The sequence below is a fragment of the Bartonella sp. TT121SHDZB genome, from assembly GCF_042193415.1.
In the GTDB taxonomy this organism is placed as follows: Bacteria; Pseudomonadota; Alphaproteobacteria; order Rhizobiales; family Rhizobiaceae; genus Bartonella.
Genome location: NZ_JBHILR010000008.1, coordinates 47,256 through 69,305, shown reverse-complemented (window position 1 = coordinate 69,305; position 22,050 = coordinate 47,256). Strand labels below are relative to the sequence as shown.

Sequence of the window (22,050 nt, the reverse complement as noted above, 5' to 3'; positions counted from 1 at the left end):
TGTTTATATTTTACTACATTACAAAAAACCGTAATGTGTCAAAAAGTGGTTTATTTTTAGCAAAACAAAAAAATATCTTAAGGAACATTTCTATGCATAGAAATCTTTTGTTATGTACAGCTGCCTGTGCTTTGTTTTTTTCTTCTTTCAGCTTCACATCTACAAGTACCGCCTCTGGTCTAAGCACCCAGGAACGCCATGCCCTTGAAGAAATTATCAAATTACCTCAACAATATCGCCATGCCATTGATTTAATAAACACACCAACACAAGCAGAAAAGAATCTTGAGAAGATCGCCTCTGGCGCCATGATGGAAGATAATTCGTCTGTTAAGAAGATGCTCGAAGAGTATTTAAGATCTGTCAATAAACAATTCTCAAATGGACGCTATAGCTCTGTGGATAATACTGTAGATAATATTATGGCTAAATATCATCATCTGGATATGCAACACATGATGAAGGCCAATGCACTGCTTGATCACTTACGACAAAACCGGTTGATAAAGGCAGGGAATTTATTACGTGGCTACGACAAAGCAGTTTCCGATGCCGTAAAGGCGGCAGCAATCCTTGAAGCTGATAATCAACGGCGTGTTAATGCTGCACACCAACAATGGGTAAGCCAAGACAATCGTGATTGGCACAAACTGCAAAATACAGCAGGAATATTACATAAAGCAGCACAAGTGGATAATGCCTTACAAGGGCAAAACAAAGAACTTTCTGATGCTTTACGCAAAGCGGTATTAGAGACTTTGAACACGGATGGAATAACCAACGTAGAGAGAAAAGAAGAAACATCCCCTCCTCCCAAGGACAATTCATTCACAAGAGCATATCATGGAATTACACAGCTTAAAATAAATGAAAATTCGCAATCTGATACTGATCCTAAAACGAACACTACTCCCTCAGCCTCGAAAACCACTCTTACATCCGCTACATCCGCAAAAGCGCATATGAAATTGCTCTCAAAGGTTGAAAATACCGCTACCACTGCTACAGAGAGCACCTCTAAACTTACAGATGATGATAATAAAGCAACCGCAACTTCTACTTCTCTTGATGCGACAAAAAAAAGAACAACTCTTACACCACAAGGAGAAAGTTCTTTAACCATGCCTATCGCGATGTTTGCTGTGGGGGGTGCTGATGTTAACAATCAAAATATCTTGTTAGACAATATGCAAATAACAATGTTTGAACCCAAAAACCATCAAGAGAGAGGCGTTTTCTTATCCTCTTATAGCAATAAGAGCACGTTTTCTTCCAGCGTTCAAGCCAATATTCGTGCAAATATTCGCTATGCTGCGTTGCAAGCAGGTGCAATATTAATAGCGCTAGAAGATCAAAATATCAGCACCAATTTTGGTCTTTTCGGAACATATGGGAAATTATCTTTTGCTCCTGAAAACAAAAAAAGCTCTCTTAAGAATATGCTTGATAAATGGTCCCTCTCTGCATATGGAAATATTCAGCATGACAGTGGCATCTATGCAAATGCATTTCTCTCTTGTGGAATTTTCAAAGAAAATATTGCTGCAGATAGCACCAAACATACCCTAAAAAGAAATAATAGAAAAACATTAGGAGCCGCTGCAACTGTTGGACAAAAACTGTTAACCAGTTTGGAAGGTGTCATACTAGAACCGCAAGCACAACTTGTTTATCAGCGTCTCATGCTTGGTTCTTTCTCAGATAAGGATAACTCTAAAATAAACATAAGTAATCCTCATCAATGGCTGCTCCGTATTGGCGGACGTTTAACGCAAAACAAAGGCCATGCTGTTTCTTTCTACGGCAAATTGAACATGATCAAAACTTTTAGTAAAAATTTTCAGCTTGCAGCTATGGGATCTTTAATCGAAGGTGGTTTTGGTATTCATGCACACTTATCACAAAATATTCAGCTTCATAGTGATCTCAGCTATCAACATAAATTCAAAAAAGTTGGCATATCTGGAATAAATATTTCCGCTGGAATACGCTATCACTTTTAAAAACACTTATACCTTATCTTGAAATATAAAAAAACCCCATTATGTTTCATTTTGTCTCTTACAAAAGAAACATAATGGGGTTGAGTTTTATCTTTGATTGAGAGGGGGGAAGAAAATATTTAGGAATAGATTCATATGAAAAAAAGCTTCTTACTATACACAGTCACTGGAGTTCTGTTTTATTCTTCCACCAGCCTGTCTTATGCTCTTCATAGTACGCCTTCAGCATCAACGATAGATCTGCCATCTGTGCCTAGCTCTACAACCACAGAAAACATGGAAGTAAAATCCAGAAGACGTTCAGGGGCGCCCTCCTCTTCTGCAGATTCTCCCAGCGAAAAAACACCGCCGAATTCTGCTGTATCCTCACAGCCAGCACCTACACAACCTTCAGCAAATTTACTGCCAACATCTAAAGAATCTGAACCGACAAGACCAGAATCTGAAAAACCAACGACAAAACGATCACCAGCGCCTAAAGAACCAGAACTTACGCAACCAATATCTTTAAGACCAACAGTTAAAACACCAACATCACTGGTACCAGCAAAATCTGTAAAATCAGAGCTTGCAAAATCAATATCATCAATAAAACAACCTGAAAAGTCTACACAAATTGAGGATATAAGCTCTGGAGTTGAGGTTGAAAACGGTAAGACCATAACGCTACATAACAAAAAAATTCAAGACAATGGTTTTGCTGTACATGCAGATGGAAATAATTCAAAAGTCAACATAATAAAGGGAACAGTTGATGCGCGTTTTGTTGCACTAAGCGTATCAGATGGTGGAGAAATTGATGCTACAGGTATTGCTGCAACAGCAGAAACAGCTGGTTTGCTAAACATGAAGGGCACAATCAAACTTAAGGATTCAAGCGTACATGTCACGGGAAATTATGAAGCAGACGGTATTATTTTCCGCAATAATCAATACTATACCCCTAGAAAAGGATATACACGCAATGCTGAAAGGAATAACAATGTCGTTCAAGAACAAGCTATTCCTAATAAAGTGACCCTAGAGAATACAAAGCTTTTCGTTAAACATGGTAGCGGTATCAGCCTTTATGGAACAGGTGTAAACGGGGAAGTCAACCTTAAAAATTCAGAAATTCATGCCGATATTTTATTAAAAAATATCAAGAACGAAAGTGCCTCCACAAACACCATTACATTCGTTGCAGACCACTCTTCTTTAGAAGGTCGGGTAAGAACTTCTAAAGATAATAGAACCGTTTTTGATCTAAAAGAGGGGACGAAATGGCTTTTAAAGGCGAATAAAAATGCCATAAATAATGATAATATTTTAAATGACTATAGACAGTTTGGTGTTGATGAAAAATCATACTCTAATCTTTCTGAATTGCGCCTTGCAAACAGTGTCATTATGTTTGACAAACCAACGGAGGAACATTACAAAACTTTGTTTATAGGGTCTAATCTTCCGCAAGGAGATGAAACAGCTCATACAGCAGCGGTTTATAGTGCAACAGGCGTTTCAGAGATTTATGTAAACGCTAAATGGGACAAAAATTCTCCTATCACTGAACAACAAACCGATCGCATTGTGATTAATGGTGATATATTAGGTCATACTGTTGTTCACATCAATCTCCAAGAAAAAGATAAAACAATAACTGATAGCCCTGCTGTTTGGGGAGAGCAGATGGCTTCACTTCCTTTAGGAACCCATGGGATTTCAATCATTCAAGTTTCCGGACAAGCAAATGAAAATTCCTTCACGTTAGCAGGAAACTATATGACAATAGGGAAACTACCTTATAAATATGTACTCACAGGCTATAAGCCTGGAACATCTCATGAGAGCCAAAATCTTTTTGGCAAGAAGAATAGTGATTTCTGGGATTTCCGCTTACAAAATGCCTACATTGATAAGGATAAAAAAGTTCGAGCACTTTTACCACAGGTGGCAAACTACTTAACCATATCTAATACTTTATTTTCTGCTGGATTGACTGATGTAAACAATCAAAACACATTGCTAGACAATATGCGAACAACAGTATTTGGAGCAAAAGACGATAAAAAGAATGGTCTCTTTTTCTCTTCTTACGGTGAGAAATCCACCTTATCTTCCAACCGCGATCCACTGCACTATGGTTATGGTGCTGATGTAAACTATACTGCTTTACAACTGGGTGTCATATTAGCTGCCTTGGAAGGCAAAGACATAAGCACACATTTTGGTCTTTTAGGAACATACGGAAAACTTGCCTTTACGCCAAAAGAGATGCAAGATTCTGAAAAGACAACACTTGATAAATGGTCACTCACCGCTTATAGCGGCATCCAACATCGCAATGGTATATATGTAAACACACTTTTTTCTTACGGCGCTTTAAAGGGAAATATTACCACAGCTCTCGTTGGAAATGCTGCAAAATTAGATGGTACTGAGATACTTAATATCTCTGCGACCATTGGTCAGAAATTAGCAACCGACACAAAAGGCTTGATCTTTGAACCACAAGCACAATTCATTTATCAAAATCTCATGTTTGATATCTTCTCAGATGCCGATGGCTTAAAAGTAGACATGGGCAATCCGCGCCAATGGTTGATCCGTATTGGTGGACGTTTAACAAAAACGATAATGGCTGCTGAAGAAAGTAAGGCTGTTTCCTTCTATGGTAAAATGAATGTTATCAGAGCTTTTGGTGATGGTGAAACAATAAAAATTGCTGACACCTTTCATGTCGATCCCACCGGCTCTTCAGTTGAGGGAGGCATAGGAGTGAATGCCTATCTTTCTCAAAATATTGTACTAAATGCCGATATCAGCTATCGGCAAAAACTGCAAAAAGCCGGTATCTCTGGCGCTAATTTGTCTGGCGGGATACGTTATCGTTTCTAAAGCAGAAGCTAATTTTGACTTAAATAAAAGGGCAGCACAAAGTGCTGCTTTTTTTATTCAAACTTAATTTTTAAAATTCCCCAAAATCATTATTACATCAAAGAAGATATTAACTTATAATGTTTTTTTGCATATTGAATAAAAATTCGAATACCATAGCATTTTCTCATTTCCAACCTTCTCCATGATCAATCACCCAAAACTATTCGCTTACACATCATCAGCATAAAAACGTCGGTGTATGGATAAAAACTATTTAAAGAAAGCGTAAAAATGCCTCTTATGATAAAGGAATACGAAACTCTGTTGTCGTATCACTCTTTCCTTTCATCTGCTTAAGCCAAGAATTGTTCATATATCCCCGTCAATCTGATATTTATGAATATGATGCAATGAATTAGTACATACGCCTGTTAGAATAAGCAAACGCAAAGCCAAATGTATTATAGTTATCTTACAGAGTATCTGATAAAAAGCTGGAACATCTTTCCAATCCATAGCTGGAAAGTTTTGTGTTTTATGACGTTGTTTCCCTAAAAGATCTTGTGCTTTTGTTGTTTTTTGTAAATCAACATCCCCATCTAACATCTAACGCTGCAGCATGTTTGAAACATAGATTAAGACGATTTAACACTTTATAAGCAGTTCCAGCGTTTGTATGCCAAATGGAAGCAAAGGTATCACGTATCTCTGTTTGTGTAATCTCTAAAACCGGTATACAGCCTAATTGGGAAAAATATAAAGATATAAAGGAAAAGACCAATCACTAACCTCACCGTCATCCATTCAGCTTTACGACTTTCAAAAGTATCTAAAGTACTGTCTTTTAAATAATGGAGATTACGCATCGCCTCACGCTCTTGGTTTTCACATTCACAGGCTTGTTTTAAAGAAACACGTCTTAAAGCTCTCAAGCCTATTTTGCGACAGCGCTCATGAATAATATAACGATAAAACCATTGAACACCCCCATCTTTACACTTATGAAGAAGAAAACCGGCACCATCATTATATTTGTCGGCTCGTGGAGGGGCGCACAACCCTTGGCACTAGAGAGGGGTCATAAGAGCCATTTTAAATCCTTTTTTATACAATTTATCCACACCGCACACCCCACTTGTAATGTGCAAGCAAGAGATTTTGATTAATTTAATCTGAGAGGATTTGTGATGAGAAAATCTTACAATATTCAGGGTTATGATTAAAATTAATGATAATTTATCATTATAAATCAATATATTGTGTAAACCATAAAGCAAAGGATATCTCAACATTAAAAATTGGCAAAGTGAATAATAAGACCAGCTTGCTAGGTTCATATGCATAAAAATGGCAACGTTTGTACTATTCTTTTATACCATTCATAGAGGCTTTACACTATACACTTCACAAAGCACCATTGTGGAATGAACACGTACATTAAAAATGTCCCTTTAAAACAAGAGCATAAATTGAGAACAACAAATCTATTCTGTTTTGAGTATTTTATTTTACATAAAGGACGTAACCCGATTAAACAAACAAGAGAAACAAAAGCGTGAAGCTATGCATAATTTCCATTATTTAAAGACAGTGCTTTGGTTGCTTTTAAAAGCCATAAAACTGAATTGATGATGGTAAAGAGAGAAGCTAGTTTCTACCCCTTTATATTCTTCCCCAATGAGACCTCTTCCCCGTTTCAAATATAACTCCAACAGAGATACGCAGTATATCCACTCCAATCTGACATACAAAAACTGCAACAGCAGAGAAAATACTAAACCGCCTTAATCTTTGTCTCAAACATACAGATTTCAGCAACTAACCGCTTCATATCACCCCACCTTAAAGAACAGTGCTCCATAAGGCTTATGCAATATTCATCACATACTTTAATCACATACTCTAAAAAGGCTTAATGTGTAAAACTCTACATTACCCCCCAAGGAGGCTGTTTCATAAGGCATCGCAGGCTCGCCTAAATATTCTTTGACTTCTTCCCCAAACTAAAAAATCAAGCTCTCTCTCAGCCCAATCTGTAAACACTGCTCTGTAAACAATCCGCCTCTTCTTACGCGGCTTCCACTTGGGCTTCCCATAGCGTGCGGTTCATATCACCACACCTCAAAGGATACTGTTTTAAAGACACTATTTTCGGTACAACAGAATGAATAATCTAAATACCAAACGCGCTTCAAACATGAACACTTAACAAACACACTCTTTATTCAAATTAATGCTCTATCTCATCATTGTAATCACTTAGAACAGCCGATATTGATCAAATTTAGATCATTCTTCTATTTCTTTTACACGTCCAGATATTTGCATAACTTGCGTAAGATTATTGACAGCATCTAAATGCGTTTGAAGCAATTCACTATTACGCTGTAATTTTTCTTGTAAATCAGACAACAAACTTTCGACTTCATTTTCAATATCTTGATTCATATAGCGTTTCACATCGCTCATGGATTTATTAAGATCACGCAAACCACGTATTTTACATAAATTTATTTCTTCGTAATCTGGAACACCACTGCTCTCTAGCATATTGCTTTCATAATCAACCACTTGGGCTAATCCTTTAACAGCAGCGACAAACTTCGTCATCGCCCAATCACGATCAATAAGATTATTATCAAGAACTTTTGCCTTTGCTGCAAAACTATCATCACCATATTGCACTACAGACATCTTTATTTCCCCTTCAACCATATTGTTTAATCTTGCTTTCAAATGAAGGAGATTAAACAGTTTCTCTTCAATGCTAATACACTCAATTGAGTTCGTGGTGTGAACATCGCTCAGACAACAGCACGAAAATCCTTAAAAGTGTATACCACTGTAACTTTCAACGCATTTTCTGAAATATTTTTTGCTTTGCTCCAAAACCATCATTGCTGCTATACTCATTCATTAAAATGCTATAAACTTAAATCCCTACTCCGTAATACTGAAACGTCCAAATTCTCTCTATTTATTTCGCTTTGCCTACTTCATTATCTTTTATCATACCAAGCCCTCAACAGAAAACAACAACGCTCTGTTTATAACCTTAGCCAATAAAAAACATCTGCCAACAAAAACGCGCAGCATATAAAGATTTCAGCTCATTAAATTAGCATTTTACCGATAGCAACATTTTACCCTCCATAACCTTATAGCTTTCCGTGCACCTAAACCTGCATACCTTCTGGCACCCATAAAGATGGCACCCTACGAGATTAGTCCACACCCGTTCAAAAGACGCTCCTTCCCCATGCTCCTTCTGCATACATGCAGTATTTCGCACAAAATACAAAAAAACGCTCTTTTGAACAGATCAGCCATGTAGCAATATTAAAAAAGGCACCTTGAAATAGCTAAACAGCCATCAATCTTCCTTTTTAAAATTATCATTCGCTTTTCTTTGCAACAAACGACTATATAAGATTTTTTAAACCTTTTCAAGAGTTTCTTAACCACTCAGTTCGACACGCCTTCAATCGCAAACGCTTAACGCTCCTCCACATTGATATTTTCAGAATTTCATATCATCTCTCTGTAGATTATTTCACTCCATAACGCACAATTCACTCTTAATATCGCTGCTTTACATGTGCTGTTGATATAAAAACATGAAAACAAGCATTTTATAATAAAGGTGCAATTTCTGCTACGAACTCCCTTTCATTTTCAACCTTCTAAATGAGACTTTTCTCTTTCATAATCATACTGAAATATTTATTCATTATTTGGTATGCTCAATGAAAACCTTAAAGATCGTAAAATTATCGCATTTCAAATCTATTCCATGTTGAACAAATTAAAATCACTTTCTTGCACATCACGAACAGAACCTGACCTATCGATAAAATACACTTTAAAAAATGCTTCTTATGAACTCTCTCAAAAGCCAAAGGCTGTCGTAAACAGTGGAGATAAGTACATAATGATGCCGGCTTGCTCCTTTATTAAGTGTAAAGGTGGGAGCACTTTATAGATTTTATATTATTCATGAGAGCTTTACTGTTATACCATTCACAAGTTCCATCGTGAAATTGGACCTACCTTGAGAGATGTTTCTTTAAAACAAGTGCACAAATATGCAACACAAGAATATTCCATTTGGAATGTTCTTTTTTTCGTGCTCCCCCATTAGAGCAGCATTAACCAATTTTGTTATGGAGCTAAAATTGATTAGCCTATTTGATTTCCCTCCCCTCAAATGACAGTGTTTTATGGCATAACAAAACAAAGAGAGTTTTTTGCAACACAAAAACTACGAAATCAATCAATAGTTCCTTTAAAGCTTTTCTTTTTTAGGATTCACCGTGTTCCAACTCCTCAAGCTTTTATAAAAAAGGAGCGATTTTAAGCTTGCCGAATATGTTGTATCAGCATATATTACAGATTGTAATATATTGTTATTCATAAAATCACCTCAAAAAGAACAGAAAGAGGTTTTTATGGCTGATCTCGTAAAAGCCGCTATGCTTTATTCGACCTTAATTATCACCATCAATGCTTTTGTTGTTATTTTAGTTCTCGTAATAGAAATATACTAAGCATACTCTTTTGGCTTTTTATAATCTGTGCAAATAAGCATCTTAATTTCACATAAGAGCAAAGCAAAATTTTAATTCTACAGATAAACCACACACCCAATTTCAAACATCGCTTGCAACTATTTGAGTATAAACTCTGCTTTTTATATGCATTTTTAACCATCAGTGTCCGTCTTTTCGCGCTATCTTGAATCTCAACTTCACTCCCACCTTAAAAAACGAAATTTTCTATCAGATCCGATCTGTAAATAATTTATCTCCTTATTGAGTAAGTTCCCCCCTTCAGGGCATATCACAATTCTAAAGGATAATATTTCATGAAGCTTATGATAATCTATTGAACACCATCTTTACCCTTATGAGAGAATAAACCAGCAGCATCACACACTTTTCCAACCCCAAATGTTGCCAACAAACCTTTAGCACTTGAGATAATTCATAAGAGGCATTTTTACGTCTTTCTTCAACAGTTTTTATCCACACGGCTCTCCCCGCTTGTACCATGCAAGAAAATGGTTTTAATTAATTCAACCGAGAACAGATTTGGAATAAGAGAATCTTACGTTATTCGAGATCCTTATTCAGTATAAAATAATTAAATTATTTTTATAAATCAAAGTGTTATTTAGAAAAACATTCATCACACACTCGAGAACAAAAAACACCTCATACGTAAAGTTTTATATGCGCTCCACCGCTCAACATGATAATATCACGACACAATTAAGATAAAAAGATAACAAGGAAAAACCTTGCAAACTCAGAAAAGAGAGGAGAAAAATGAAAAGATGTGGAGAGCGCTCAATTCCTCACACATCCGGCAAAACCGTCCTAGCAAAACGGCCTCACAACTTAACGAATGTTATAATATTCTCAAATCAAAAGCAATTTTTTAAAAATAGTTTGAGAAAAACATTTGAGTATGAAACGATAATAATTCCATTCAGAATGTTTTTCTCTTTATTAAAACAGAGAAAAGTAATTTCCAAACAAATGTTTCCTCCCAATTTTTCCGAAATTAGCCGCAACACTTAAAAACGATCTTAGTGTGATGAAACATTTATTTGTGATAAACGCAAAAAAACACCCCAAAGATAGATTTAATCTCATATTTTAAATACATGTAACCAAAACATTAAAAAATTAGCAGTAACACGTAACAACTCATTGGGAGGCAATACTATCTACAATTGAAAGCACTTTTGGGCCAAACAATGACAGTATAGCATACGTTTACACAAAGAGTACAGATCGTAAACGACTAATTCTTGCAGCCATAACAAGACTCTCTAAAAGTTAGAGAGAGCCTAAAAAACGTAATAGAATCAAGAAGTAAACAATTCCTTATTTATTGAACTGTATGTTTTTAATTAATGCCGAACATAAGTTCCATATATGCTTGTCTGGCATGTTAGCAATTTTTAGATTTCTCCATAGAAGATTGATCCAGCTTTTCACATTTTTTGCCCACTCTTCGAGTAATGTTTTATCTTTCTTAAATTCCGCTACGCTGTAGTTTTTTTCACACCCAGCAACAACAAGTCCAGTACAAACCAGCAATGCTGTAATAATGGCTTTATTCATGATTTAACCCCTCTCTTTGTTTTATATTTTATTAACAATATCTTTGGGTTCACATCCCCTCCTATATTGTGACCTTGCGTCTAATTTTCCTTTGCAAATACGCACATTTTCAACGCAAACATATCAAATCATGAGAGCCGCTTTCATTTATCAGACTTGCATTTGGAACATTATCTGCACGGCTGCTCTTTGTATTTGAAGTGTTAAAACTTCAGCAAAAATTCTGATATCTTGACATTCTCAAAAGCTTTTAATTATTTTTTTCAAAAACCTCTTGGCAACGAGAAGCAGCACGAATATCTTACCCAAAATTCGTCATACCTATATCATTGCAAATTCCCTGCAAATGAAAGAATATACTTTTTAATCAACTAATTACACTCTTATCATTTCTAAACCACCGGAAAAAAAGAAAACTTTAAGTCCCCCTGCACTTTTTAAGTGCCAATAGAAATGCTAAAAAAGCACCTATACATTCCAATTGAAGCAAAAAATACCTATTCTTTTGCGTACCATTAGAGTAGCATCAAATATCTCAGACTATAAAAGCCTATAAATATAAGAAATACTTTTATAATATGCTCAATAACTTCCTTTTTTATTAGGAACAACTTATAGTGTGCCAATATCAGTAAATTTTATTTATTTTTATCCCCCCTTTATAAACATGAATATAATTTAATAAAACGGATTGCTGTGCAGCAGAAAAAAATAATCAACGCTACTCTTAATTACATTATTGACGCATGTATTAAGTACAATAAACAAAACCTGATGTTTAAAATCATTATCAAGATAGTTTTTATGGAAGAATAAACTTATCTATTCATCTAGAGATATAAGATCACAAGTAGTATGATGATTATCACATTTATAGAGAAAAGTTTGAAGCGGAAAATTTTTCACTCTTTCATGAGATAATATAGAACCTTGTGACAAACAACTTAAATGAAGCAACCATCGTGAAAAAGGAAGGGCACTTTTATCATTATTAACTTCGTATAAAAACAACCAATATCATCTTTAGAAAAAGCATTCAAAGCAACGAAATTATCGTATCATTTTTTACACTTTTCCGTATTTTTGTGAAAGCAATTCGCGTACCTCATCAGCTATTTTAGTTCCACGACTTGCACAACTGACCTTAATCAACCGATGCAAATTTTCTGGTATATCAATTGTGAGGCGCTTCATACCTCCACTCATGCTCCCTTTGTGGCTTCCTATCCATGCATCCGCTGTTAAAGGAATTGATTTATTGGTTGGTTTTGTGCCAATTTTAATTTTTTTACTCATCGTGCTAACTCCTTGATTTCCGCTGCAACCGCTTCAATCTCTGCCGCTGCGGGTCCTTGCTTATCAACTTCATAAACGGCCTTCCCCTGTGCGGCAGCTTCTGCAAAAATCACGCGCTGCGCAACACTAGAAGAAAGAACATGCACAGGGTATATGCCAAGAGCTTCGTTCACATCGCGCCCTATCGCTGTATTGATGATTTTACGATTAATAACAAAAGCAGATTTGAGATTCTCTTTATAAACGCGTGCTTCATCAATCAGCTTTACAATTCCATCCGCTGCCCAAATATCATAGGGACTAGGCAAAACAGGGATAAGCACCAAATCCGAAGCCATAAGAGCACTACGAGCAAGATCCGTCACACGCGGAGGACCATCGATAATAATATGATCATAACCATGACCAATCTGTGTAATCTCTTTGTGAACCGTTGCACGCGGTAAACCAATAACTGAAAACAAAGGAGCATCTTCACGTACAGCAGCCCAATCCAATGCGCTTCCCTGTGGATCAACATCAATAAGCAATACCCGTGCACCAGTACGTGCAAAACTGGCGGCAAGATTAACACTCAACGTCGTTTTTCCGACACCTCCCTTTTGATTCAAAAGTCCAATGATCATCCATTACGCCTTTCAGTATTATCGTTTTTACGATTATACTGAAAATAACAAAAGAAGCAAGCATTCAACACATGAAAGACAACTACTTCTCCCATTTTTAGGATAAAAACGACACCACCCAATTTTATCTTTATAATATTTTTTTAACTTTTAGCATTGAGCAAAATATTATAAAAATAATATTCTTGAGAATAAGAAAAATTTAAACACGAGATATGCTCTTCTTCCCCACCCTAAAACAAAGATTTTTAAATCCATGTCGATCAGTAAACAATGCTCTGTAAATGATCCTGCTTCTTATCGCGCCTTCCACTTGGGCTTGTCCCCCTTCATGTGGTCCACTTGATACGCCTTTACAAACAGTCTCTACCCAGAATATACAACAAACTATAAGGAGAATTCATTGTTTTGCACGTTGAATGAGAGAGCCGAAATCAGTAAGATTCTCTCATTCCCTCCTCTTCTATGAATCACTTGCTTGCTCATCACAAGCAGAACGAGCATATGAGCAAAAAACACTGAAAAGAAAGGTCTAAAAATGCTTCTTATGCAAAATCTCCAGTACCAAGAACGATTACAATATTGGGAACTAGCAAAGTGTATGATAGTGTCGGCTTGTACCTTTTCTTGAACTAAAAATAGGAGTACATGATGAATTCTATACTCTTTGATGCTCGACAGGGTAAAATGGGCTTAAGAAAAGTAAGGATCCCTCTAGCAAGCGCGTAAACAAGCAATACAACGAATTATCCGCAGGAAAACAAGCTGTTACCTTTCATAAGATCGAATAACAAATATGTTGCAGAATGAGATATTTTGCATCTTACAACTCATTTTTCACCAATAGATCTTCTCGACAAAAAGAATATTTTTGTTAAGATGCCACTGAAAAACTTACCTTCATTATGTTCTTTCTATATACCAGACCAGAGGGTATCGTGAAGATCGTGCAATTGGGAATAAACAAAAATGAATTTACAACAAATTGAACCTGATATTTTTATCAGCGCCCAACTTAGCATAGAAAATATCAAAACATTGGCACAAGCTGGTTTTAAAACAATTATCTGTAACCGCCCCGATCACGAAGAGCTCCATCAACCTGACTTTTCTAGCATTAAAACGGTCGCAAATGAATATGGCATAAAAGCCTATCACATTCCCATTTCTCCTCCAACTATAGAAAAGTCAGCTGTTGAAGCCATGCAAACAATTTTAAAAACTGCCTCTCTGCCTCTTCTTGCCTATTGTCATCACGGATCACGCTCGCTGCATCTTTATCGTTTAGCGCGTCTTTAAACAGAGAGTTCGCACACTTCCTCCTCGCCTTAAAAGACGAAAATTCTTAAATACACATCGATTTGTAAAAAAATAATCAGTCAATAATCTTTGTCTTGCGCCTTTCCCTTGGCTTGCCACTTCATAAAACTCTACAAGCAAGCTTTGCTCCTCAATATACAACAAACATGCACACCCGAAGCCATAAAAATGCATGAAAATTCATATGATGATCAGAGAAAATTATTTTCACCTCACTTTTTATCACTGCTCCACCTTCTTTTTCTCTCCCTTTACCAGTACGAGCTTATTCGTACGCTACAGACACCTAAAACGACAGTAAAACCACTAAGGAAACCCTATATCCGAATAAAAGGCATGCAAAGTATTTTATAAAAAAAGCCGTAAGCCATAATCTATGGTTAACTACAACATATTGATTTATAACAATTAATTATTTTTCACGTTGAATGATAAATCCTAATACCGTAAGATTCTCTCAAGTCTATTTATAGTGAATCAATCAAAAGCGTGTTTCTTGCATGTCACAAGCAGGAAGTATTCGTGTGAAATAAAACGAGTTAAGAACAAACTCTCATAAACGCTCTCAAATAGCCAAGACTGTACAACACTAAAGGCTTGTTAATATAACTGATGGTGTCGGATTTCTCTTTTATTAGGCGTAAAGATGATAGCGCTCAACGAAGCTTGCACGATACCATTTATGAATGTCATCATGAAAATGAATATGGGAAGCGTTGAGAGATATTTCTTCAAAAGAAGCGCATAAATTAGTAAAACAAGGATATTCCAGTATTTTATTTTACCTGTAGGGCGTAATATCCTATTCAAAGAGCAACAAAAGCCTGCAGCTGTTATTTTCATGATTTAAGAGATATTGCTCTGAACCTTTTGAAAGTAGCAAAGCCAAATTTAAAAAAGACAGTCATCTGGACTGATTTTCCCCTTTATAACTTCATATTTTTTTCCAATAAGGCTGTAAACCGGTTTCAGAGATTACACAAATGGATAATGCAATAGGGGGTTCTCCTCATCTAGTATACAAAAGCTGTAACAGCAGAGAGAGCATTAAAGCGCCTTAATCTTTGTCTCAAACATATTGCTGCCATATTGCTGCGTTGGAGATCGCTAAAGAAAAAGTTTTATGAGAAAAATAATACGATAAAGTCACGAATAGACCGAACATAGATTGGAAAAATGTTCCAACTTTTATCCAATACTTCTATCAAAAAAACACACAACATTATTGGCTTTGCGTTTTCATATCCTTATAAGACTGCCTTCCCTTTGCATTATAGGCGTTATATTTGTCAAGGACAAAGGAAATATATGAATAGTTCTTAACTTGAGAATCTAAAAGATTGACATGTTACGACAACAAAATTGTGCCTTTATCAATCCACAGCATTAGAAATTTTGAAACAAGTACACCTGCTTTCTCGCAATGATTTCTTTTTATCTGCGATCAATCGTAGTCTCCTTAATGTGAATTCCCCATCACAATATACAAGAGAAATGAGACTTAAAGCATTTTCAAGCAGCTTCATTCTCGTTTACATGATTGGTTAGCACGAAAACTGCTTCTAACCACTGATCTTCTTCACCAGATTCGCCAAACAAACCTTTTTTAAAAATATTCATGACATGATACAAAATATCACATGCGTAAAGTTACACGAACCAACTCTCATCATAAACGGTGATAAGGCATAAATGACATAATAAAACAAATGAGAAAAAAGAAACAATAAACTTTTAAAATAAAAAAGTCATCAATTAAATTTTATCAAACTATAAGCTTAAAATCGCAAGAAATTTTAAAAACAGCCTTTCTCCCTCTTCACGTCTATTATTGCTAAATAGGCTGGTTGCTTATTCTTTACTGCATCTTTTATGATGGGTTTTAACGGATCAGAAAGAAACATGCCGTAAACTTTGGGATGATAATAAAATCCCTCAAATGAACTTTGAAAAAAATGATGCTAAAATCAGATCTTCAGATATTCGATTCTCCCTCTCAACAACGGAAAAAACATATATTCCACGATGTTTTGGAATATATGTTTGTGATTATAATCACTTTAAGTGCTATTTTTACAGCTCTTCTCTCTTTTTCAGATAAGTTTAGGACATATTTTTAAAAGTAAGCAGCTTATCCAACTTTGATAATGGTTGTACTGTCTTTAAAATTTCTTTTGCTTTTTTTTCATCACGATGCATTTGTGCAATCAAAGGCTCAAGCCCATCAAATTTTTCTTGTCCTCGCAAAAACTGGAAAAAAGAAACGGTACAGCTTTCCCCATAAAGGTCATCGTTGAAATCAAACAGATAGGTTTCCAAAAGGGGCGCACCATCCTTAACAACCGTTGGACGACAACCAAAGCTTGCAACACCATCATACAAAACACCGTTCGCACGACGCAAACGTACCGCATAAACACCATGAGCCAAACGAACTTGTGGAGGCAATATTTGATTAGCGGTAGGAAATCCCAAAAGACGTCCAAGTTTTTCACCTTGAATAATATTGGAGCGTACCCGATAGTGATACCCTAACAAATGGGCTGCTTTTTCCACTTTTCCTTGTGAGAGAAGCTGCCGAACAAAACTAGAAGAAATGATCAAAGATTGTGAATCTTGAAAACGAGAAACGCAAGGAACGAGCACAACCTCAAACCCATATTGTTCTCCTCTTTGGCAAAGAAGCTGTGAATTTCCACTTTTCTGATGTCCAAATTGAAAATTTTCCCCTGTCACCACAACTGAAACATCAAAGGCCTGTTTTAAAATAGATTCGATAAATTCGTCCGCTGAAAGAGCAGCAAACTGTGCATCAAAGGGCTGTTCAATCACGCCGTCAAAGCCAAGGGTTTTAAAAATTTCAGCTTTTTCAGCTGCTTCTGTCAAACGATAGACAGGAGCTGAATGTTGAAAAAAACTTCTTGGATGTGGTTCAAAGGTTAAAACAACGGCTGGTTTCTTTTTTATCCGCGCGAAATCAAGCGCTTTTTGCAACACCACCTGATGCCCGCAATGAACACCATCAAAATTTCCAAGTGCCAACACTGCTCCCCGCCAAGCCGAGGGAAACATATGAATCCCCTGAAGACGCAAAAAATTAGTCATTACTGAAGTGCCCACATGATTGCTTGTGGTTTATAACCATGATGTTCAAGAAAAGAATGCAAAGCTTGCTTATCAACCACACCATTTTGCGTATAATCATAATGATGAATCCCCCCCATAATATAAAGGGCATCAAGACCAAAATGAGCCGCCCCCTTAATATCCGTTAAAAGACCATCACCAATAGCTAAAACTCGACTTTTTTCTACTGTTCCCCGTATTCTTTGAAGTTTTTCAAAAGCACATTCATAAATAGGTGCGTGAGGTTTTCCAGCAATGCGTACCTCCCCCCCTAATTGTTGATAAAGACGCGCCAATGCACCAGCGCACCAAAATTCCTTATTTCCATAATGGACAATCACATCTGGGTTCGCACAAATAAAAGGTAAATTCCGCGACCGCATGCGACGAAACATCTCCTCATAAGCAGAGGGTTCTTCATCAAAATCTTCAAGAAAACCGCTACAGACGACAACAGAAGCCTCCCATTCTTCAACAAATTCACACTCTAACCCTTCAAACAGCCTTAAATCATGCTGTGGACCAATGAAAAAAACTTTACGCGGAGCAGTCTGAATGAGATCGCGCGTTACATCCCCAGAAGTGATAATGGCATCATAATAGTCGCTATGAACATTCATGCTTTGTAATTGAGCAGCAACATCTTCCCGTAGCCGAGGGGAATTGGTTAATAAAATGACAGTTTTTCCCATTTGTCGGATTTTATACAACGCCTTCAACGCTGGTTCAAATGCATGTACACCGTTATGCACAACACCCCACACATCACAAAAAACAGCATCATAATGCGCTATAATAGTCTCAATATGGGTAAGTTCATTCATGGTGCACCTATCTCTATTTGTTATTTATCAAGCTGCCTTTTACTTCAAAATTACTTATCGGAAGATAATAGTTCTGTCATCTGCTTTCTCAAACCATATCCCAACTTTTTATCGTCTATAGAGATCATAAAAAATCATAAAATAAATTTATCGTTAAGTCATGCAAAATTCTAAAACGCTTTATATCAAAAGCTTATCATTCCCAAATGCTCATTTTTCTCATAAAAATTTTAATTCTAACAACAACGGCATTGATAGAGTTTTTTATCTAAAGTACTCAAATTCTTAACAACGAACAAAAAACGCCTTAAAAAACGCTTCCTTAAGTATATAATTATTTGATTTATAATAATAATTTATTATTCATACATCATGAAAAAGCCCAATATATTTTCTCATTTCAAATCTGTTTATATTGAATCAATCAAAACTATTCGCTTGCACATTATAAGTGGGGAGCGTACAAATAAAAACACTTGAAAATCAAGGAATAAAAAACTCTTATGCTCCCTTTCAAAGACAAAAACTGTCGTAATATTTTGAACTGGCAGAGAGTATGTGCCATTCGAGCATCTTTTTTTCAGTAAAGATAGGAATATAGCTTTTATCCCATTTACGAACACCGCCATGAAATAGGCTTGGAGCCTTGAGAAATGTTTCTATGAGACAACGCTATCCAGTTCTCTCATGATCATAATCCTCAATCTAACAAAGATGAAACAAACAATATCATTGAAATACAATTTTAGTTGATCATCTAGAATAAAAAATGATAACAATTGCTTCTATAAAAATGAAAGAAGTCATAATTTGAAACGTACTTTATTGTTGAGAATATGTATTTATTAAAATGCATGACCACGGTCTGTAGAATCAAGCTTTGGCGAAAAAAACATTTCAGTATCTGCTTTTAAGCCATTGACAGTTTTTAGATTCCTTAACAGCTTGTTCTGAAAGAAAGCACTTCTTTCCTTACTCTTCTCTTAATTTTACATCTTTTTTAAAATCTTCTACGCTATAGTTTTTTACACCCCACGACGCATAATAGAGCCATGCATCATAAAATATTTTTTTCATTTTACCCCTCTTTAATACCTTATCTGTTAACATCATCCTCCAAATGGGTGTTGAATTTTCATATCGTATAAGAATACAGCCTTACCATCACTTGCTTGCTTTCAAAGTGAACACTCTGAGTAAAATAACGTAAAGAAGAGCTCACAATAGCCATCGTATGAGTTTGTCATAAAATACAATGAGAAGGAAAAAGCCCAAACTGTATACAAATGATGAAATCAGAAGGCGACGAATGCTTTTGTCCAACTAATTTCAAATAGTGACATTGCAATAGGCATCGCCCCTAGCCCTATAGAAAGTCTATGAGCATGATAATACTTAAGTGTCACGATCATTGCACCACAAAGCCATTACAAAAAAGTATGAGCTCTTTCTACCTATTTGTATGTTGATTATTGTTCCCCATCGAAGGCCTAAATAGAAACGTTTTGTGATATATAGAAAACAATCAGCAATGCAAATCATTTTTACGAAGATTTCTTCGTGTAGAGTCTATTTGAAATACATTCATCATTTGGAAGTCTGAACTTAAAAGCAGATAATTATGAAAGCTTTTCAAGGAACGCACCAGATTGATCACTTTTAAAGAAGTAAAAAACAGGATCCAATCCTAAAAACAAAATTCTGATGAAAAAACTTTTTCTATGAATTCTTTTAAGACATTGTGAAAGATTTTATCCGTTATATCAAACGTTACACCATTTGGAGGTCTGTTTATTTTTTACTTTTATCAACACCGCTTTAGAAATCCGTTTCTTGAGCGTTTTTTATCGTCTCACTTTCTCCTTCAAACACAAATACTCAAAAACTCTTTTGCCACCAACAATGACATTCCCGCCTCTTTTTAAAGCACATCAATAAGAGAAGCTATTTTAAGAGCAAATCTCTCTTCAACATAAATGTATCATCCGTTTACTTCAAAAACGAAAATAATCTCACCGTTTATTCAAATTTGCTTTACGATTTGGTACAATTTTATTGATAAAGTTTTCTCTATAAAAATTTAAGTAAATATGTTCGTTAAAACCAATCATGGACTAGCAAAGGGGTTGTAGGACCCATTATCTCGCCGCCATTTTAAAGGTTCAGTAAAATCACTTGACCAAAGACCAATCTTGTTGCCACGTGCTTTTTCTTCCGCATGATGATACTGGGCTGGAATAGGATTTTTCCCCTCTTTTGAGAGTACCAACATACCTTCTTTAAGACCTTCCTCAGCTAAATCAACCCCTTGAACAAAACATTGCGCATAATAAACACCATTGTGCATCAAAGCCTGTTTACAGGATAAATCCTGCCCAAGTGTTTTGGTGACAAGCCAAGCCGTTGTAACCGCACCACAGGGCCATTCTTGATCATTTAATCTTGCTTTTTGACGGGGTGCACATGTATCCACACCATAAAGATGAATATCACGGGAGATATGTGAGCGCCAAGATTGTGCAGCAGGTGTCAGTAATTTAAATGTAACCCCACTTGTAACAGAAGCCTTACCATGAAAAACAACAGCATTATATGCAACATCGTTTAATGGAATACTCTTCTGCAGATTGAGAGCTGGTTCATTTTTTTCTAATTGCTGTTTGGTGATAGATCTACCCAACTTTTTTTCTTCTCGGTAGAGATCGACAATATCTTGGATATCTTGCGTCTCAAATGTTTTAAGAATGCTGAAATCTATTTTATCTTTATATTGGCTTAATCCCCACACTATGGAACCCATAATGTAAATAATAACAATCAATTTAAACAGCATTTCTTAACACGCTCGCTCAAAAAATTCATTGTTTTTCTATCCTTTCACATTATTTATCAGCAATCCCCTTGTTTTTAAAGAAAAAATTCAAATATCTGTGTTGCATATTAACTACACTTTGTAAAGAATAATATTCTTTCTTGCATTGTTTCAATATTGTTGTCTTTTCCAATATATACAACTTAAAATTGCCATTTTCATGTAACACAATTCCAATTTGAAAAGACTTCTGTCTCTTTACGAAGAAGAGCTTGAGAGTGAACAGATCCACTATCAAGGCTTTTAAGACAAACAAACGAGGAGAATTAGACTGTCATCAAATGACAGCACTCTCTAGGTTGTTAGAGGCGATGGAATGTAGACATATGAACAAATATTATTTGTTAAAGAGAGGTAAAATGACAGATAATAGATTCCAAAACATCATTTTTATCGTGACCATGCTGCTTTTTACGGCAGTTTTTGTATCTGATCTTTCTTATGCTGCTTCTACTACTGATGGAGGTGGTCTGGGAAATCTTGATGGTGTTTTAGACAACATTGTCAAAGCGATGACAGGTGCAACAGCAAGGCTTATTGCAATTATATGTGTTGCTGCTGTGGGTATTGGCTGGATGTATGGCTTTATTGATTTACGCAAAGCGGCTTACTGTGTTCTCGGTATTGCTATTGTTTTTGGAGCCCCCACTCTCGTCACGAAATTAACGGGCACAACATAAATGAACGAAGATACTCTTTTCCTTGCCTGTACGCGCCCGGCCATGTTTGCTGGTGTTACAATGGAAGCGATGGCGCTCAATGTCATGGCGACATCCATTCTTTTCATTTTGACCAGTGATTTTACCATGTTTGGTCTTGGGATTGGGATGCACTTTATTTTGCGAGAAGTGACAAAGTACGATCACAACCAATTTCGCGTATTATTTGCATGGCTCAATACCCGAGGAAAACAAAAAAACCTCAACCGATGGGGAGGAGGTTCGACCTCCCCTTTACGCCTTATCCGCACTTATAAGGAACTAAGCTGAAGGA

Annotated in this window: 12 protein-coding genes and 1 pseudogene; 5 read left to right on the top strand and 8 right to left on the bottom strand. The window is 36.1% G+C overall.

All coding sequences use genetic code 11. The features are described from left to right. Window positions 1-92 precede the first annotated feature (92 nt). Both ACFIKI_RS06220 and ACFIKI_RS06215 read left to right on the top strand, forming a co-directional pair. A complete protein-coding gene (locus ACFIKI_RS06220) occupies window positions 93-2,003 on the top strand; it encodes an autotransporter outer membrane beta-barrel domain-containing protein (protein ID WP_375666350.1) in 1,911 nt (636 codons plus the stop codon). A 135-nt stretch (window positions 2,004-2,138) separates the two neighbouring features. Beyond that, window positions 2,139-4,880: an autotransporter outer membrane beta-barrel domain-containing protein gene (locus ACFIKI_RS06215; RefSeq protein WP_375666348.1), complete on the top strand. Its 2,742-nt coding sequence runs from the start codon at window positions 2,139-2,141 to the stop codon at window positions 4,878-4,880. A gap of 283 nt (window positions 4,881-5,163) precedes the next feature. Here ACFIKI_RS06215 and ACFIKI_RS06210 read toward each other — a convergent pair. The 5 genes and pseudogenes from ACFIKI_RS06210 to parA all read right to left on the bottom strand — a co-directional run. Next, window positions 5,164-5,920 (bottom strand): annotated as a pseudogene (locus tag ACFIKI_RS06210) (integrase); the annotation flags it as partial. 1,231 nt (window positions 5,921-7,151) lie between these two features. Next, window positions 7,152-7,556: a flagellar protein FlgN gene (locus tag ACFIKI_RS06205; RefSeq protein ID WP_375666346.1), complete on the bottom strand. Its 405-nt coding sequence runs from the start codon at window positions 7,554-7,556 to the stop codon at window positions 7,152-7,154. 3,197 nt (window positions 7,557-10,753) lie between these two features. Further along, window positions 10,754-10,993: an EexN family lipoprotein gene (locus tag ACFIKI_RS06200; protein WP_375666344.1), complete on the bottom strand. Its 240-nt coding sequence runs from the start codon at window positions 10,991-10,993 to the stop codon at window positions 10,754-10,756. 1,065 nt (window positions 10,994-12,058) lie between these two features. Next, window positions 12,059-12,289, bottom strand: coding sequence for a plasmid partition protein ParG (locus ACFIKI_RS06195; RefSeq protein WP_375623750.1), 231 nt, complete (start codon window positions 12,287-12,289; stop codon window positions 12,059-12,061). Continuing rightward, window positions 12,286-12,915, bottom strand: a complete 630-nt coding sequence (gene parA, locus ACFIKI_RS06190; protein WP_375666343.1) for a ParA family partition ATPase — start codon at window positions 12,913-12,915, stop codon at window positions 12,286-12,288. The genes ACFIKI_RS06195 and parA overlap by 4 nt, the downstream gene beginning before the upstream one ends. Window positions 12,916-13,884: 969 nt before the next feature. Here parA and ACFIKI_RS06185 point away from each other — a divergent pair. Beyond that, window positions 13,885-14,214 carry a TIGR01244 family sulfur transferase gene (locus ACFIKI_RS06185; RefSeq protein WP_375610590.1) on the top strand — a complete coding sequence of 110 codons (330 nt, stop codon included), beginning with the start codon at window positions 13,885-13,887 and terminating at the stop codon, window positions 14,212-14,214. Between the two features lie 2,124 nt (window positions 14,215-16,338). Here ACFIKI_RS06185 and ACFIKI_RS06180 read toward each other — a convergent pair. The 3 genes from ACFIKI_RS06180 to ACFIKI_RS06170 all read right to left on the bottom strand — a co-directional run bounded on the left by ACFIKI_RS06180 (window position 16,339) and on the right by ACFIKI_RS06170 (window position 21,018). Beyond that, complete coding sequence (locus tag ACFIKI_RS06180) at window positions 16,339-17,340, bottom strand: bifunctional riboflavin kinase/FAD synthetase (protein ID WP_375623747.1); 1,002 nt, start codon at window positions 17,338-17,340, stop codon at window positions 16,339-16,341. Then, window positions 17,340-18,185 carry a TIGR01459 family HAD-type hydrolase gene (locus ACFIKI_RS06175; RefSeq protein ID WP_375666342.1) on the bottom strand — a complete coding sequence of 282 codons (846 nt, stop codon included), beginning with the start codon at window positions 18,183-18,185 and terminating at the stop codon, window positions 17,340-17,342. Before ACFIKI_RS06175 ends, ACFIKI_RS06180 begins: the two co-directional genes overlap by 1 nt. Window positions 18,186-20,292: 2,107 nt before the next feature. After that, window positions 20,293-21,018 (bottom strand): hypothetical protein, encoded by a 726-nt coding sequence (locus ACFIKI_RS06170; protein WP_375666341.1) that lies wholly within the window; start codon window positions 21,016-21,018, stop codon window positions 20,293-20,295. 398 nt (window positions 21,019-21,416) lie between these two features. Here ACFIKI_RS06170 and ACFIKI_RS06165 point away from each other — a divergent pair, with 398 nt between their 5' ends. Beyond that, complete coding sequence (locus tag ACFIKI_RS06165) at window positions 21,417-21,737, top strand: TrbC/VirB2 family protein (RefSeq protein ID WP_375666339.1); 321 nt, start codon at window positions 21,417-21,419, stop codon at window positions 21,735-21,737. After that, window positions 21,738-22,046: a type IV secretion system protein VirB3 gene (locus ACFIKI_RS06160; RefSeq protein ID WP_212112790.1), complete on the top strand. Its 309-nt coding sequence runs from the start codon at window positions 21,738-21,740 to the stop codon at window positions 22,044-22,046. The last annotated feature ends 4 nt before the right edge of the window (window positions 22,047-22,050 follow it).

Excerpts from the sequence above, each read along its gene's own strand:
- ACFIKI_RS06220 (WP_375666350.1), top strand. The coding sequence starts at position 93 with ATGCATAGAAATCTTTTGTTATGTACAGCTGCCTGTGCTTTGTTTTTT.
- ACFIKI_RS06215 (WP_375666348.1), top strand. The coding sequence starts at position 2,139 with ATGAAAAAAAGCTTCTTACTATACACAGTCACTGGAGTTCTGTTTTAT.
- ACFIKI_RS06205 (WP_375666346.1), bottom strand. The coding sequence starts at position 7,556 with ATGTCTGTAGTGCAATATGGTGATGATAGTTTTGCAGCAAAGGCAAAA.
- ACFIKI_RS06200 (WP_375666344.1), bottom strand. The coding sequence starts at position 10,993 with ATGAATAAAGCCATTATTACAGCATTGCTGGTTTGTACTGGACTTGTT.
- ACFIKI_RS06195 (WP_375623750.1), bottom strand. The coding sequence starts at position 12,289 with ATGAGTAAAAAAATTAAAATTGGCACAAAACCAACCAATAAATCAATT.
- parA (WP_375666343.1), bottom strand. The coding sequence starts at position 12,915 with ATGATCATTGGACTTTTGAATCAAAAGGGAGGTGTCGGAAAAACGACG.
- ACFIKI_RS06185 (WP_375610590.1), top strand. The coding sequence starts at position 13,885 with ATGAATTTACAACAAATTGAACCTGATATTTTTATCAGCGCCCAACTT.
- ACFIKI_RS06180 (WP_375623747.1), bottom strand. The coding sequence starts at position 17,340 with ATGACTAATTTTTTGCGTCTTCAGGGGATTCATATGTTTCCCTCGGCT.
- ACFIKI_RS06175 (WP_375666342.1), bottom strand. The coding sequence starts at position 18,185 with ATGAATGAACTTACCCATATTGAGACTATTATAGCGCATTATGATGCT.
- ACFIKI_RS06170 (WP_375666341.1), bottom strand. The coding sequence starts at position 21,018 with ATGCTGTTTAAATTGATTGTTATTATTTACATTATGGGTTCCATAGTG.
- ACFIKI_RS06165 (WP_375666339.1), top strand. The coding sequence starts at position 21,417 with ATGACAGATAATAGATTCCAAAACATCATTTTTATCGTGACCATGCTG.
- ACFIKI_RS06160 (WP_212112790.1), top strand. The coding sequence starts at position 21,738 with ATGAACGAAGATACTCTTTTCCTTGCCTGTACGCGCCCGGCCATGTTT.